The sequence below is a fragment of the Streptomyces sp. NPDC054757 genome, from assembly GCF_053612185.1.
Genome location: NZ_JBSHBW010000021.1, coordinates 13,268 through 27,915, shown reverse-complemented (window position 1 = coordinate 27,915; position 14,648 = coordinate 13,268). Strand labels below are relative to the sequence as shown.

The following is a 14,648-nucleotide window of genomic DNA, read 5'->3' as shown; positions in this document are numbered from 1 at the left end:
CTTTTCCGCGGCGACTCCACGGTCCAGCCGCTCGGCCCGGCCGATCAGTCCAACTCCCCGTGGAGCAGGGCGTACGCCGTCGCGACGAAGGTGTCCCGGAGGCGGATACGGCGGGTGGTTACCGCGGCCACCGCCGTGTGGGTGGCCGGGCGGAAGCCGATGAACGCCTGCTGGCCCGTGGTGGCGCCGGCGTGGAAGTACAGCGGGCCCTGGGGTGAGGGGTGCTGGAACCAGGTGAGGGTGTGGGTGTGGTGGTGGCCGAGTCCTCGGCGGAGCACGGGGCGGCGGACCGTGCGGAGGGCGCTTTCCAGTGGGGTGCCGGCCGGGTCCAGATGGGCTTCGAGGTAGGTCAGCAGGTCGCCGGGGGTCGCGCGTACGGCCCCCGCGGCCTGGAAGCCGCCCATGGCCAGACCGGGTACGGGAGTGACACCGTCCGGGCGGTGGCCGGGGGCGTCGGTGCCCGGCCCGTGCTGGTCCGTGCCCATGCGCCCGCCCGCGCCCCCGGTACGGCCACGCCCGTTCGCGCGCTCCGGGTGCAGCCGGGTGGCGGTCAGGCCGAGGGGGGTCAGGACGTGGTGGGCGATCAGGTCGTCCCAGGGGGTGGCCGTGGCGGCCGCGAGGGTGTGGCCCAGGACCGAGGCCCCGAAGTTGGAGTAGTGCCAGCGGGTGCCGGGGCGGTGGCGGGGCCGGGCGCGGAGGAAGGCGGCCACGACGCGTTCGGCCGGGTAGCCCCCGTACGGGTCGGTCGACCAGCGCCGGAGCGCCTGCGGGTAGAAGTCGGCCGGCAGGGCGGGCAGTCCGGCGGTGTGGGTGATCAGGTGGAGCAGGGTCGCCCGGTTGCCGGGGGCGGTGTCCCGCGGGGCGCCGGGTGACAGATGGCGGGCCGCGATGTCGTCGTACGAGAGGCGGCCGGCACGGACGAGTTCCGCGAGGAGGAGGCCCGTGAACGTCTTGGACGCCGAGCCGATCTCGTACCGCTGCCGGTCGCGCGGGACCCCGGGCGCGGGGGCGGTGCCTCCGCAGTGGACCGTGCGGCGGCCCCGGTGGCTGACCGCGATGACGAGGCCGGGGGCGTCGATCGCCCGCGCGGCTTCGGCCAGGCGGGCCGCCACCCCGTCCCGGGGCCGTGTACGGGGCTCCGGCCGGGCTTTTGTTACGGGTGTTTCCGGGCCGGAGCCCGGTCCTGCTTCGGCCGCTGGTTCCGTACCGGCCGCTGGTCTCGGCCCGGCTTCCGGTCCCATCCCGGCCACGGGTCCCGTACCGGCCCCCGGTCCGGCTTCGGCTGCTGGTCCCGGTCCGGGCCCAGGCTCCGTACCCGCCGCCGGTCCCGGCCCGGCCCCCGGTCCCATCCCCGCCGCTGGCCCCGTCCCGGCCCTCGGTCCCATCCCCGCCGCTGGTCCCGTACCGGCCCCCGGCCCCGTCCCGGGCCGTGGTCCTCCGCCTGGCCCTGACTCCGACTCCGCCTCCGTGCCGTCCGCCGGCATCAGGAGACCGGGGCGGTCAGGTCCGCCATGGCGCGGGAGACCGCCAGGGCGGAGGCGAACGCGGCCACCAGGGTCGGGTGGTAGACGAGGTCGAAGACATACCCGTCGTCACCCTCCGGCATCGCGCCCTGCACGGGCATCGCGCCGTCGGGCTGCTGGGCGGCGGCGAAGCCGCGCCAGGCGGCCGGGTCCAGCGTGGGCTCCGGCAGACAGGCGTCCACGACGAGCAGTTCGCCCAGCAGGTCCCACCGTCCGAGGTCGAGCCAGTCGTCCAGCCAGACCGGCAGCCAGGTGGCCAGATAGCCGGCGATGTCGTCGGGCAGCCCGGACGGGTGCTCGCCCCAGTCGGTCAGGTGGAAGACCGTGTGCGTGATGTCGTAGCCGATGTGGCCCTCCACGGTCCACGGCTCCGGGCGGTGGGCCAGCCAGGTGCGGGCCGCAGCCGCGTCCTCGGGCAGGCCGGGCGGGAGGCCGAAGCGGCGCTCCATGGCGGAGAGCCCGAGACGGCGGACCGGCAGCACCTCCAGCGTCTGCCGGCTGACGAGCCGGTGGTTGAGCTGGGCTGCGGCCTCGACCTGGGGGTGGCTGTAGCCGAGCTCCTTGAACGGTACGTAGACCTCGAAGGGCACCGGCGAGAGCGGTTCGCGGGTCTGTCCGTCGACGAGGCGGGCACCGGATCCGAGGAGTTCGTGCCAGGCGTGGTCCAGCAGTCTGCGCGCGGTCGCGGCCTGCTGCGAACCCGCGACGCCCTCGCGGAAGATGACCTTCCCGATGAGGGCCAGTTCGCCGAGCGGCTTGAACCGGTCCAGCATGCCGGTTTCGGGGTCCGGGTCGTCCTCCAGGCGGAAGCCGTCCCGGTGGGCGTACAGCCACTCCAGGGCGCGCGCTCCGACGTCGTGGATCTGCCGGACCGCCCCGGCCGTACCGGTGGTCGCCGTACCGGGGGTGGCCGTACCGGGGGTGGCTGTGCCGGTGGCCGTACCGGGGGTGGCCGTCCCGGCCGTGCCCGTGTCTGGGGTGCCCGTGCCGCCGCTGGCCGCACCGCCGCCCGCCGCACCGCTCGATGCCGTACCGCCGCTCCCCGTACCGCCCGGGAGCCCGTCACCGGGGCGGGACGCGTCGCCGTTCTCCGTCGGTCCGCCGTCGTTCATACGGCGCCTCCGTCCTGTCGGCCGGCCGGATCCGGCTGCTGTCCGGTGCGGCCGGGGGCCGCCGGGGCAGGATCAGGGCCGGGCTGCTGTCCGGTGCGGCCGGTGGCCGCGGCGGTGGCCGTACCGGTGGCCGTGGCCTGGTCCGCCGGCCCGCTCCGGGCCAGGGTCAGGGCTGCCGCGAAGGCCGTCACCAGCGTCGAGTGGTAGCAGTTCAGGAACTCGCGCGGGGCCTCCAGGACATCGGCTGATGCCTCGCCCCCCGGGCCGCCCTCCTGTTGCCCTCCCCCGCCCGGGACGAGCGGCGGGCCCGTCTCGGGGACGGCGCCCGTGCCGTCCTGGACGGCGGCCAGCACCGGCCAGAAGGTCTCCACCAGCGCCTGCGGCGGCGGTTCCGGCAGACAGGCGGCGACCGCGAGGAGCTCGCCGCCGAGGTCCCACTGGCCGTTCTCGAAACAGCCGTCGATCCACGCCGGGAGCCAGGTGCGGAGGTAGTCGGAGATGTCCCGGGGCATCAGCTGCGGCGCGTTGCCCCAGTCGGTGACGTGGAAGACCGCATGGGTCAGGGCGTACCCGGAGGCGCGCTCGAAGGTCCACGGCTCGGGCAGCGCGCCCAGCCAGGTCCGGCGCAGGACCGGCTCCGCCGCCGTGTGCGGGGGGACACCGATCCGCCGCTCGGAGTTGAGCAGCCCCAGTTCGCGGTTGGCGTGCTGCTCGGTGAAGGCCCAGCCCCGGGTGGCGGCGACGGCGGACACGAGGCGCTCGAAGCCCTCGTGGCGCAGGCCGTCTCCGGCGAAGGCCGCGTAGATCTCGAAGGGGTAGGTGGCGAACGGCTCGTTGCGCGCGATGTCGAGGAGCAGCCCGCCCTCGCGTACCTGCTCCCAGGCGAACCGTACGAGAGCGGCGGCCGTCGCATGGTGCGGGTCGCCGGGGTGCGTACGGCGGCTGACCGTGGTGCACAGCTGGGCCAGTTCGCCGAGGGGCTTCATGGTGCGGTTGACGTCGCTGTGCGGTTCGAGGACATCACCGGGGAGCACGAAGCCGGAGCGGTTCCCCCGCACCCAGTCCAGGGCGGCCCCCAGCGCACCACTCACAGGACCCGCGCCCGGGGCATCGACGTCAAGTCCGTTGCCCCGGGGCCGCGTTCGCGCTTGCGGGGCGGCCGTCACCGGGCCGGTCCAGACCGCGCCCCGAGTCCGGACCGCGCCCCGAGCATCAGTCCGGCCGCGCGCAGATGCAGTGCCACCCGGGGGTCCTGACCGCCCATGAGCTGGACGAAGTCCAGTCCTGCGGCCAGGCCGACGGTGTCGGGCACCCCGTCGAGCGTGGCCAGCCAACGGCCGGCCCCGGCCGCCTGGAGCCAGTCGCGGCGCCGCACGGCACGGACGAATCCGCGGGCCACGTCGACCGGCCGGCCGCTCGCGACGCGGTTGACGGCCGATGCGGAGGCTGGACGGGCGAGCGGGGCGAGCACGGAGAGCTGATGGGTGAACGCCTGCCAGGGCGCCTCTTCGAGCCACGCGGCGGTGGGCTCGGGCGCGGCGTCGCCGGTGCGGGGCGTACGGAGCGCCGACTCCATCGCCCAGTGGCTCCAGGCGGTCGCCGCCGGGGCGCCCGCACGCGGCGGGAAGTCGATCACGGCACGCTGCAGCACCGCCACGTCACCGGGGTGCGGATCGCGTCCGTACAGCAGGCTCGGCAGCAGCAGATCGGCTCCGATCACCCTGACCGCGGCGATCCCGGTCCTGTCGTCCTCGCCGATCCCGGCGGCGCCACAGACCGTGGAGAGGTGGTCTTCGCTCTGCAGAGCGAAGACCACCTCGGACGCCAGGTCATGTACAGCCCCCGCGATGCGGGAGGTCGCACGTGACTGGTCCATGTGCGACTGCTTACGCCTTCTTCGGGCGCGGAGTCGGCGGCGAGAGCAGCAACGCACCCGACCCGCCGATCAGTGCCAGAGCCGCGCATTCACGCGAGTCGCGGAAGACGCCCTCGGCCTCGCCCGGGTTGAGTGCTGCTTCGACGTCCTCGTCGAGGTCCGTCGTCGCCAGGCGGTCGGTCACCGGTTCAGTGGAGTTCATGACGCTTCCCATCCTTATGGGGGGATTCGTTCCTTGCCCGTACAGTCAAACTCACGCGCGGGGAGCACGCAAAAGGAGCCAGGAATCCTGGTCCTCAAGGCTTCAATTGAACGGTGAACAGGGCGGGGATCCTGCTCTTCGCAGGAGGGACCACGGGGCGGGCGCACTGCCAAGGGGCTCCGGGGCCCGGTGAGGCGCAGCGCACACGACCCGGGGACTCCCCGATGTGTGGAAGAGCCGAACGGGGCAAGCCGTTCGGAGTGATACGAATCGGTTGCGTCGGACTGACAGTCGCTGCGGCTCTCGCCGCATGGGGAGCCGCAGGACAGATCTCGTGGTGGTGGCTGTTCGCGGCCGTGCCGCTCACTCTGACCGGGCTGCTCGGCGTGTGGGACCTGACCCAGCGCAGGCACACGGTGCTGCGCAACTACCCGGTCATCGGGCATGCCCGCTTCCTTCTGGAGGCTCTGCGGCCCGAGTTGCAGCAGTACTTCGTGGAACGGAACTACGACGGCCGCCCCTTCGACCGCGACACCCGGAGCATCGTCTACGAACGCGCGAAGGGCACCGCGGCCGAGGAGCCGTTCGGGACCGAGCGCGATGTCTACGCGACGGGTTACGAGTCCCTGGTGCCGTCGATGGCGCCCTGCCCGGTGCCGGAGACCCAGCCCCGGGTACGGATCGGCGGACCCGACTGCACCCGCCCGTACGACATGGCGCTGCTGAATGTGTCGGCGATGAGCTTCGGATCGCTGTCGGCCAACGCGGTCCTGGCGCTCAACGGCGGTGCGGCGGCGGGTGGTTTCGCCCATGACACCGGGGAGGGCGGCCTCTCCGCGTACCATCTGCGGCCGGGCGGCGACCTGGTCTGGGAGATCGGTACCGGATACTTCGGATGCCGCACCGACGACGGCGCCTTCAATCCGGCGGAGTTCGCCGACAAAGCGGCGCACGACCAGGTGAAGTGTGTGTCGCTCAAGCTGTCGCAGGGCGCCAAGCCGGGTATCGGCGGGGTACTGCCCGGCGCGAAGGTGAACGCCGAGATCGCCCGGGTGCGCGAGGTCCCGCAGGGCGAGACCGTCATCTCGCCCCCGTACCACCGGGCGTTCTCCACCCCACGCGAACTGGTCCGCTTCCTGGCGCGGATGCGGGAGCTGTCCGACGGGAAGCCCACCGGGTTCAAACTCTGCCCCGGCTCGCGCCGCCAGTTCCTCGCCGTGTGCAAGGCCATGCTGGAGGAGGGCATCACCCCGGACTTCATCATCGTCGACGGCGCCGAGGGCGGTACCGGCGCGGCCCCGCTGGAGTTCGCCGACCAGATCGGCACCCCGCTCACCGACGGCCTGATCGACGTACAGAACGCCCTGGTCGGCACCGGTCTGCGCGACCGGATCAGGATCGGGGCCAGCGGCAAGATCGCCACCGGCGCCGACCTGGTCAAACGTCTGCTGCAGGGCGCGGACTACGGCAACTCGGCGCGGGCGATGATGTTCGCGGTGGGGTGCATACAAGCGCAGCGCTGCCACACCAACACCTGTCCGACCGGTGTCACCACCCAGGACCCGAGACGCGCCCGCGCGCTGGACGTCGGGGACAAGACGCCCCGGGTCCAGCGTTTCCAGCACGCGACCGTGGCGAGCGCGCAGCAGATCATGGCCAGCATGGGGGTGGCGGACCCGGCGGATCTGCGGCCGCACATGCTGCGGCGCCGTATCGACCCGTTCACCGTGCGCTCGTACGCGGAGATGTACGAGTGGCTGGCCCCCGGGCAGTTGCTCGCCGACGCCCCCGAGTCCTGGGCCGCCGACTGGCACGCGGCCGACCCCGACCGCTTCACCGTCTGATCCGAGACCCCTCGGCCACCTCAGCTCTTCTCTCACCACTTCCGCACGTCCCAACCGGAGGCTTCCGTGACCCGTACCGTTGCCCGCGTCATCGTGGACGCACTGAGTGAACTCGACGTCCACCAGGTGTTCGGCGTCGTCGGGGACGCGCTCAACCCCGTGACCGAGGCCATCCGCACCACCGAGGGCGTGGAGTGGGTGGGCTGCCGCCATGAGGAGGCGGCCGCCTTCGCCGCGAGCGCCCAGTCCCAGCTGTCCGGCCGGCTCGGCGTCTGCATGGGCACCGTGGGCCCCGGCTCCGTCCATCTGCTGAACGGGCTGTACGACGCGGCCAAGAGCCGCACGCCGGTCCTGGTCATCGCGGGCCAGGTACCGCTGGCCGAGATCGGCAGCGACGCCTTCCAGGAGGTCGACAACGACGCCCTCTTCAGCGATGTGGCGGTCTTCCGGGCGACCGTCTCCTCACCCGACCAGCTGCCCCAGATGCTGGAGGCGGCCGTACGGAACGCCATCGGGCACAAGGGCGTCGCCGTGCTCACCGTGCCCGCCGACATCGGGGACCGGAAGCTGACCACGGACCGCGCGGCCCGCTTCCCGCTGAGCACCGCGGTGACCCGGCCCGACGAGTCGGCCACCCGCGACGCTGCCGGGCTGCTCGACCGGGCCGGGCGGGTCACCCTGCTCGTCGGCCAGGGTGCCCGCGCGTCCCGTGACGACGTACTGGCCCTGGCGGACCGGCTGGCCGCGCCGATGGTGCTCACGCTCAAGGCGAAGGAGGGCTTCGAGGGCCCGGACAACCCGTTCCAGGTCGGGCAGACCGGGCTGATCGGCAACCCAGCCGCGGCATCGGCCCTGCACAGCGCCGACACCCTGCTGCTTCTGGGTACGGACTTCCCGTACCGGGAGTGGTATCCGGAGGGCAAGTCCGTCATCCAGGTGGACACCGAGGCCACCCACATCGGGCGGCGCGTCCCGGTCGAGACCGGTCTGGTCGGGGATGTGGGCGCCACCGTGCGGGACCTGCTCAAGCACCTCGGCGACGGGGGCGGGCGCGACCGCGGTCATCTGGACCACGCGCGCAAGCACTTCGAGAGCTGGCGTGAGGACCAGGCCAGGCTCGCCGACCCGGAGCACGACAGGAAGGCGGTCGGGCGGGCCCGTTCGGCGCTGGACAATCCGGAGCACGGGATCCGTCCCGAGGCGCTGGCCGCCACGGTGGACCGGCTCGCGGCCGAGGACGCCGTCTTCACCTCCGACACCGGGATGGCCACCGTCTGGCTCTCGCGCTTCGTCGAGATGCGCAAGGCGCGGCGGCTGCTCGGCTCGTACAACCTGGGCTCGATGGCCAACGCCATGCCCCACGCACTCGGTGCGCAGTGCCTGGACCGCGGGCGGCAGGTGGTCGCCTTCTGCGGTGACGGCGGCCTGAGCATGCTGCTGGGCGATCTGATGACGTTGCGGAGCAATGAACTCCCGGTGAAACTCGTGGTGTTCGACAACCGCCGGCTCGGCATGGTCAAGCTGGAGCAGGAGCAGGCGGGGCTGCCCGAGTTCGGTACGGTGCTCGACAATCCGGACTTCGCCGCCGTCGCCACCGCGATGGGCATCACCGGGATCCGGGTGACCGATCCCGCCGATCTGGAGGACGCCGTACAGCGCGCCCTGGACACCCCGGGACCCGTCCTGCTGGATGTCCTGACGAACCCGGACGAGATCGCCGTCCCGGCCAAACCGACCGTCGAGCAGGGCCTGGGCTTCGCGGTGGCCAAGGTGAAGGAGATCGTCCGGGGGCACGGCGAGTAGCCGGTGAAGTGTGCCTTGTGACCCCATTCGGCAGCAGATGAACGGATACTGACGGGTAGTCATTTCGGGCGAACAGGGGCGCGTGCGAGAGACCTCAGCACTTGACGTGACGCTTGGTCCAGGCCAATATCCAATTGGTCTGGACCAAGCGCGTGGCGGCTCGGTCCCCTATCGGCACGCCAGGAAGGCCCGGCTGACCTTGCCCAGCACACCCAGCAGTGAACTGACGCATCTCGCCCTCAAGATCCTCCAGCCTGGCTTCAAGGGCACCGAGGCACCGGACTGGCTGCTCCGCCGGATCGGTGAGGGACTGTCCAGTGTCGTCCTCTTCTCGCGCAACATCGCCAACGCGGGGCAGTTGATCCGCCTCACCCGGCAGCTGCGCGCGGAGAACCCGGACCTCATCATCGCCATCGACGAGGAGGCCGGCGACGTCACCAGGATCGAGTCGCTGACCGGCAGCACCCGTCCGGGGAACCTGGCCCTCGGCGCGATCGACGACACGGAGCTGACCGAAGCGGTCGGCCGGGACATCGGCCACGAGCTGCGCTCGGCCGGCATCAGCCTGACCTACGCGCCCAGCGCCGACGTCAACTCGAACCCGGACAACCCGGTCATCGGGGTGCGGTCCTTCGGCTCGTCCCCGGATCTGGTGGCCCGGCACACCGGCGCCTGGATCCGCGGTCTGCAGTCCGCCGGAGTGGCGGGCTGCGCCAAGCACTTCCCCGGGCACGGCGACACCGCGGTCGACTCCCACCTCGGGCTGCCCCGCTACAACGCGACGGCCGATGAGATCAGGGAGCAGGCCCTCCCGCCGTTCCGGGCGGCCATGGAGAGCGGCGTACGGGCCGTCATGAGCGGCCATCTGCTCGTCCCGGCCTACGACGCCGACCTCCCCGCCACGCTGAGCCGGCGCCTCCTCGTCGACCTGCTCCGCACGGAGCTGGGCTTCGACGGCCTGGTCGTCACGGACGCCATCGAGATGGGGGCCGTCAGCGGCCTCTACGGCATCGACGGCGCCACCGTACGGGCGGTGGCGGGCGGCGCCGACGCGGTCTGCGTCGGCGGTGAGAGCGCCGACCCCGAGGTGGTCGACCTGCTGAGCGCGGCCCTGGTCTCCGCCGTCCACAACGGCGAACTGACCGAGGAACGGCTGCGGGAGGCGGTCACCCGGGTCGAGGTGTTCTCGGACTGGTCGAACGGCATCTACCACGCCGCACCGCCGCACCGGATCAAGTCGGACATCGGCTTCGTGGCCGCCCGGCGCGCGCTGCGTCTGACCACGGCGGACGGCGGCACCCTCCCGCTCGGTGCCGCGCCACACGTCGCGGAGCTCATCCCGACGATGAACCTCGCCATCGCCAAGGAGACCCCCTGGGGTGTCGCGGCCCCGCTGCGCGAGCGGCTGGCCGGTACGACATCGGTGGGGATCCACGAGGAGGACATGGCGGCGGACCCTGGCGTACTCGACCAGTACGTACTCGGTCCTGCCGCCGGACGGCCGCTGGTCGTCGTGGTCCGGGACGCCTACCGGCACACCTGGATGACGGACTCGCTCAAGCATCTGCTCAACGCCCGGCCGGACTCCGTCGTCATCGAGATGGGCCTGCCCGCATCGGAGATCCAGGGCGCGGTGCACATCGCGACCTACGGGGCGACCACCGCATCGGGTGTGGCGGCGGCCGAGGCACTGGCCGGCTGAGCAGCACACCGAGGGCCCGCACACCCCGGAACCCCTCAACCGCACCCGGCACGCCCGTACACCACCCGCACACCAACAGACCGCACACCCGCACCCCCGTACACCCACAGACCCCGGCACCCACCGCACCGCGGGACCGTCTCCCGCCGTGCGGTGCGGCCCGGAGAGCGCGCGCGGCAACGCCGCCGCAGCCGCCGCATTCACCCCGTTCACCGCATCCACCGCGTCCACCGCGGCGCGGATGAACTCCCGCCCCCCAGCCGCCGTCCCGCCGGACCCCCGGTCCGCCGACGGCACCCCCACGCGGCCGGGCCGCCCGCTGCGGCCCGCGCGTGACCGCGCCGCCTCGCCGGCCGCGCTCGATCCATCAGAACCAGCACATACGCACCTGGAGTGGTTGCATGTCGACGTCTGACCCCTATCTGCATCGAGCCGCATCGGACACCCCCTACTTCAGTACGGACGGGGAGATGTACCTGGCGCAGACACCGCTGCGGGACATCAAGAAGTCGCAGCCGCTGCGCGTGCTCTCGGATGAGGACTTCGCCTTCTGGCAGACGTACGGCTACATCGTCGTACCGGAGGCGATACCGGCCGCCGCGGCGAAGCGGCTGCTCGACTTCACCTGGGACTTCCAGGGCCTCGACCCGGAGCGCCCCGAGACCTGGTACGAGGACCGGGAGTTCCGCTCCGACCTGGACCGGGAGCTGCACATCTACGGTTTCGTGGAGGCGTACCACCACCAGCTCATCTGGGACAGCCGGCAGGCACAGCGTGTCTATGACGCGTTCGTCGACGTGTGGGACTGCGAGGAGCTGTGGGTCACCCTGGACCGGCTCAACCTGAACCCGCCGAACATCAAGAACCGTGACCGTGCGCTGATCGCGCCCACGGACAAGGGTTTCGACATCGAGCTGCACTGGGACGTCGACACCACACTCAGTGTGCTGCCCCAGCGCGTCCAGGGCATCATCGCGCTCAACGACACCGAGCCGGAGCGTGGCGGGTTCCAGTGCTCGCCCGAGCTGTTCCGGCAGTTCGACCGGTGGAAGATCGCGCAGCCCGCCGACCGGGACCCGATCAGGCCGGGCACCGACCGGGCCGAGTTCCCCGTCGTACAGCCGGAGCTGAAGGCGGGCGATCTGCTGATCTGGAACGGGCTGCTCGCCCACGGGGTCGCGCGCAACCTCTCGCAGAGCGGTGTCCGCGCCGTCCAGTACCTGTCGATGATGCCGGCCCTTGAATCCCACGAGGAGATGCGGAAGTCCCGGATCGATTCCTGGCGCACCCTCTCGACCCCGGACTGGAACAAGACGCTGGTCGGCGACGCGACCCAGCATGAATCCCTCAGGTACGGCCCCGCCGAACTGAGCGGCCTCGGCGCGAAGCTTCTGGGACTCGACACCTGGGGCGGCCGGAACGCAGAGCGGTCAACCGGAGAACTGACATGCACCGAATCTGTCTGACCCTTCCCACCAACAGGGCGTGCACGGGGACGATTTCGGCCCTGCGCGCCGAGGCCGAGTACGCGGCGGCGCACTTCGACGTCGAGGTGCGGCTGCTGATCCTGGACTCGTCGGACGAGAGCGACGTCGCGGAGCACGCGAAGGCCGCCGCCGAGCCCACCGGGACGCCGAAGGTCATCGTGCACCACCTGGACGAGACCGCGCAGCGCTCCCTGCTGCGCCGGTTCATCGCCCGTGCGGACGTCCCCAAGCCCGATCTGCTGCTCGACCTCATGCTGCCCCCGGAGGTCTCGTACGGCGCCTGCACCAACCGCGCCTTCCTGTTCGCCGCCGCGCTCGGCTGCGACTCGGTGCACCGAAGGGACTCGGACAGCACCTACCAGACGTGGGACGGCGAACCGGTGTTCCCCGTCCACCACGAGCTGATGTCGCTCGGCAAGCGCGCCGCAGACGCGGTGGGCGGCGTGTCCGACACACGTATCGAACCGGCCCAGGCGCAGCGGACGGTGTCCCTGGTGGGCAGCTCCTTCGTGGGCGAACTCTCCGTGGACATCGGCGAGATCCAGCAACTCGCCCCGTCCGTCTACCACGACGTCGTCAGCCTGTGGGCCCCTCGCGAGTGGGCCGACGAGGCGAAGGAGGAGCTGGTCGCCGAGGCGTTCAAGGGGGCGGGCACCGACCCGTTCACCGGCGACCACTCGACCGTCGGCCCGGTCGACCCCATGCGGGTGGACATGTGCAACATCAGCTTCCACCGCGAGGTGTACGAGAGCGTGCCGCTGCCGCCCGCGACCGACACCATCGGCAGCGACTACTTCCTGATGCATCTGGTGCACGACGCGGGGCTGCCCGGCGTCCTGCACAACCGGCACATCGTGAACTACTACACCGGGGAACGCCGCACCGACGCCGGGTTCATGGCGTACCAGCTGCGGCTGGTGAAGTTCTTCCTGTCGATGCTCTACTTCAACGCCGTGTACGGGCGGCTGGCCGAGGCCGGCGACACGCTGCTCGACGACCGGGTGCGGCTGCGCGCGGACACGGTGGCCGCACTCGTCAGGGAGAGCTGCTGGCTGGACCGGGAGGAGAACGAGGAGCGGCTGCGCAGCCTCGACCGCTCCTACCGGCAACTCGGCGGCAGATACGCCGAGTTCGCCGGTCTCCTGGCCGCACGCGGCGACCGGCTGCTCAACGAGGCCCAGCGGGACATGGAGGACTTCGCCCTGCTGATCGAGGCCTGGGAACCACTGATACGGGTGAGCAGGGAAGCGGGCATCGATGAGCAGTAGACACCTGGACACTCCCCGTCCGGACACCACCGGCCCGGACACCGACCACTCGGAGGCCGCCCGCCTCAAGAGCGCTCACCTCAGGAGCGCCCCGCTGAACCCCGCCCTGCACGAGGCGCTGGCGGCGGCTCCCGACGACCGGATCGTCTTCGACCTCGGCGGGATCCGGGACCAGTACACCGCGCTCACCTGGGAACTGCCGGGCGTGGACGTACGGTTCGCGATGAAGGCCTGCCCGGTGGACGAGGTGCTCGACTGTCTGGCCGGGCAGGGCGCCGGGTTCGACGCGGCCGGCCCCCAGGAGATCGAGCGGGCCATCAGGACCGGGGTACCGGTCGGCCGGATCCACTACGGCAACACCATCAAGTCCGACCGGAACATCGCCGACGCGCACCGGCTCGGCGTCCGGGACTTCGCCACGGACAGCGTGGAGGACGTGGCGGCCATCGCCGCCCACGCCCCCGGCGCGCGGGTGTTCTGCCGGCTTGCCACCAGCGGCGACGGCGCGCTCTGGGGGCTCAGCAAGAAGTTCGGCTGCTCGGGGACCGACGCCGTACGGGTGCTGGAGACGGCGCGGGCGGCGGGGCTGACACCTGCCGGTCTCTCCGTGCACGTCGGCTCCCAGCAGATGACGGCCGAGGCATGGGAGAGCGCCTTCGCGCGCCTCGCCTCCGTCCTGGTGGCCCTGCGGGAGCGGGGCATCCACCTGGACCACATCAACCTCGGCGGCGGGCTGCCCGCGCTCGGCTATCTCGACAGCCGGGGCAGACCGCTGGATCCGCCCCTGGACAAGATCTTCGCGGCGATCCGCGAGGGCATGCGGCAACTGCGCGCGGCCTCCGATTCCCCGCTGGACTTCGTCATGGAGCCGGGCCGCCATCTGGTCGCCGACCACGGCGCGATCCGGGCCCAGGTGGCGCGGCTGTCCACCCGGGAGCAGCTGGACGGCACCCGCCAGCACTGGCTGTACCTCAGCTGCGGCAAGTTCAACGGCCTGTACGAGATGGACCAGCTCCAGTACCGGCTGGTCTTCCCCTCCCACCCGGAGGCGGCCACCGTACCGGCCGTCGTCGCGGGGCCCACCTGCGACAGCGACGACGCCTACGCCCATCAGGACCGTCTCGTCCAGGTCCCCGAAGGCATCGCGTCGGGCGACCCGGTCTGGGTCCTCTCCTCCGGTGCCTACGCGACCAGTTACGCGACCCAGGGCTTCAACGGCTTCAGCCCGCTCCCCTACACGGTGGTCCGTGGCCTGCCGTCCGGCCCCGGGACACCCGGCGTGCGGGGGCCGGCCTCATGAGCCCGGACGTCCGGATACGGAACATCACCGCCGACGACTGGCAGGACATCGCGGAGCTGGAAGCGCGTACGTACACCGGGAGCGGGCTCTCCGAAGGCCGGGCCGCGCTGGAGTCCCGGGGCCGCCCGTCGCCGTCCACCTGCTTCGTACTGCACCACGACGAGCAGCCGGCGGGCTATCTGCTGGCGCTGCCCTACCCGCCGTTCCAGTACCCCGATCTGACCCGGTCCGAGGAGACCGTCTTCCACTCGCCCAATCTGCATCTGCACGATCTCGTCATCGACGAACGCCTGCGCGGCAGAGGGCTGGCGAAGCGTCTGCTGCACCACCTCACGGCGACCGCCCGGTCGAGGACCCACGAACGCATCTCCCTCGTCTCCGTCGCGGGCAGCGAGCCCTTCTGGTCGGCGAACGGATACGCGGCCCACCGCGATGTCGCGCTCCCGGGCAGTTACGGGGCGGACGCGGTGTACATGTCGAAGGCGGTATGAAGTGACCCACCACGACGTCGGAACCGGACCGCATCCGGTG

The 14,648-nt window shown here is 71.8% G+C and carries 12 protein-coding genes; 7 read left to right on the top strand and 5 right to left on the bottom strand.

What is annotated here, in order from left to right; genetic code table 11:
* Nucleotides 1–44: 44 nt before the first annotated feature.
* The 5 genes from ACWGKJ_RS23410 to ACWGKJ_RS23390 all read right to left on the bottom strand — a co-directional run bounded on the left by ACWGKJ_RS23410 (nucleotide 45) and on the right by ACWGKJ_RS23390 (nucleotide 4,713).
* Nucleotides 45–1,241 (bottom strand): serine hydrolase domain-containing protein, encoded by a 1,197-nt coding sequence (locus tag ACWGKJ_RS23410; protein ID WP_385028860.1) that lies wholly within the window; start codon nucleotides 1,239–1,241, stop codon nucleotides 45–47.
* A gap of 242 nt (nucleotides 1,242–1,483) precedes the next feature.
* Nucleotides 1,484–2,635, bottom strand: coding sequence for a DUF6895 family protein (locus tag ACWGKJ_RS23405; RefSeq protein ID WP_385028863.1), 1,152 nt, complete (start codon nucleotides 2,633–2,635; stop codon nucleotides 1,484–1,486).
* Nucleotides 2,632–3,726, bottom strand: coding sequence for a DUF6895 family protein (locus ACWGKJ_RS23400; RefSeq protein ID WP_385028866.1), 1,095 nt, complete (start codon nucleotides 3,724–3,726; stop codon nucleotides 2,632–2,634). The genes ACWGKJ_RS23405 and ACWGKJ_RS23400 overlap by 4 nt, the downstream gene beginning before the upstream one ends.
* 71 nt (nucleotides 3,727–3,797) lie before the next feature.
* Entirely contained in the window at nucleotides 3,798–4,511 is a 714-nt protein-coding gene (locus ACWGKJ_RS23395) for a hypothetical protein (RefSeq protein WP_453315806.1), read from the bottom strand.
* A gap of 10 nt (nucleotides 4,512–4,521) precedes the next feature.
* A complete protein-coding gene (locus tag ACWGKJ_RS23390) occupies nucleotides 4,522–4,713 on the bottom strand; it encodes a hypothetical protein (RefSeq protein WP_385028871.1) in 192 nt (63 codons plus the stop codon).
* Nucleotides 4,714–4,973: 260 nt separating this feature from the next.
* On the opposite strand from ACWGKJ_RS23390, the gene ACWGKJ_RS23385 reads away from it, so the two are divergent.
* From ACWGKJ_RS23385 to ACWGKJ_RS23355, 7 genes are all read left to right on the top strand, one after another.
* Nucleotides 4,974–6,557, top strand: coding sequence for an FMN-binding glutamate synthase family protein (locus ACWGKJ_RS23385; RefSeq protein ID WP_385028874.1), 1,584 nt, complete (start codon nucleotides 4,974–4,976; stop codon nucleotides 6,555–6,557).
* A gap of 66 nt (nucleotides 6,558–6,623) precedes the next feature.
* Nucleotides 6,624–8,360 (top strand): thiamine pyrophosphate-dependent enzyme, encoded by a 1,737-nt coding sequence (locus ACWGKJ_RS23380; protein WP_385028877.1) that lies wholly within the window; start codon nucleotides 6,624–6,626, stop codon nucleotides 8,358–8,360.
* A 199-nt stretch (nucleotides 8,361–8,559) separates the two neighbouring features.
* On the top strand, nucleotides 8,560–10,062 hold the full coding sequence (locus ACWGKJ_RS23375; RefSeq protein WP_385028880.1) for a glycoside hydrolase family 3 protein: 1,503 nt from the start codon (nucleotides 8,560–8,562) through the stop codon (nucleotides 10,060–10,062).
* A 401-nt stretch (nucleotides 10,063–10,463) separates the two neighbouring features.
* Nucleotides 10,464–11,528 carry a phytanoyl-CoA dioxygenase family protein gene (locus ACWGKJ_RS23370; protein WP_385028883.1) on the top strand — a complete coding sequence of 355 codons (1,065 nt, stop codon included), beginning with the start codon at nucleotides 10,464–10,466 and terminating at the stop codon, nucleotides 11,526–11,528.
* Nucleotides 11,510–12,817 carry a DUF6271 family protein gene (locus ACWGKJ_RS23365; RefSeq protein WP_385028886.1) on the top strand — a complete coding sequence of 436 codons (1,308 nt, stop codon included), beginning with the start codon at nucleotides 11,510–11,512 and terminating at the stop codon, nucleotides 12,815–12,817. Before ACWGKJ_RS23370 ends, ACWGKJ_RS23365 begins: the two co-directional genes overlap by 19 nt.
* Complete coding sequence (locus ACWGKJ_RS23360) at nucleotides 12,807–14,117, top strand: type III PLP-dependent enzyme (RefSeq protein WP_385028889.1); 1,311 nt, start codon at nucleotides 12,807–12,809, stop codon at nucleotides 14,115–14,117. Before ACWGKJ_RS23365 ends, ACWGKJ_RS23360 begins: the two co-directional genes overlap by 11 nt.
* Nucleotides 14,114–14,608, top strand: a complete 495-nt coding sequence (locus ACWGKJ_RS23355) for a GNAT family N-acetyltransferase (protein ID WP_385028892.1) — start codon at nucleotides 14,114–14,116, stop codon at nucleotides 14,606–14,608. Before ACWGKJ_RS23360 ends, ACWGKJ_RS23355 begins: the two co-directional genes overlap by 4 nt.
* Nucleotides 14,609–14,648 lie beyond the last annotated feature (40 nt).

What these genes read in the sequence shown, in the direction of transcription:
- ACWGKJ_RS23360 (WP_385028889.1), top strand. Translation starts at nt 12,807, where the DNA reads ATGAGCAGTAGACACCTGGACACTCCCCGTCCGGACACCACCGGCCCG.
- ACWGKJ_RS23405 (WP_385028863.1), bottom strand. Translation starts at nt 2,635, where the DNA reads ATGAACGACGGCGGACCGACGGAGAACGGCGACGCGTCCCGCCCCGGT.
- ACWGKJ_RS23370 (WP_385028883.1), top strand. Translation starts at nt 10,464, where the DNA reads ATGTCGACGTCTGACCCCTATCTGCATCGAGCCGCATCGGACACCCCC.
- ACWGKJ_RS23410 (WP_385028860.1), bottom strand. Translation starts at nt 1,241, where the DNA reads ATGGGACCGGAAGCCGGGCCGAGACCAGCGGCCGGTACGGAACCAGCG.
- ACWGKJ_RS23390 (WP_385028871.1), bottom strand. Translation starts at nt 4,713, where the DNA reads ATGAACTCCACTGAACCGGTGACCGACCGCCTGGCGACGACGGACCTC.
- ACWGKJ_RS23395 (WP_453315806.1), bottom strand. Translation starts at nt 4,511, where the DNA reads ATGGACCAGTCACGTGCGACCTCCCGCATCGCGGGGGCTGTACATGAC.
- ACWGKJ_RS23355 (WP_385028892.1), top strand. Translation starts at nt 14,114, where the DNA reads ATGAGCCCGGACGTCCGGATACGGAACATCACCGCCGACGACTGGCAG.
- ACWGKJ_RS23365 (WP_385028886.1), top strand. Translation starts at nt 11,510, where the DNA reads ATGCACCGAATCTGTCTGACCCTTCCCACCAACAGGGCGTGCACGGGG.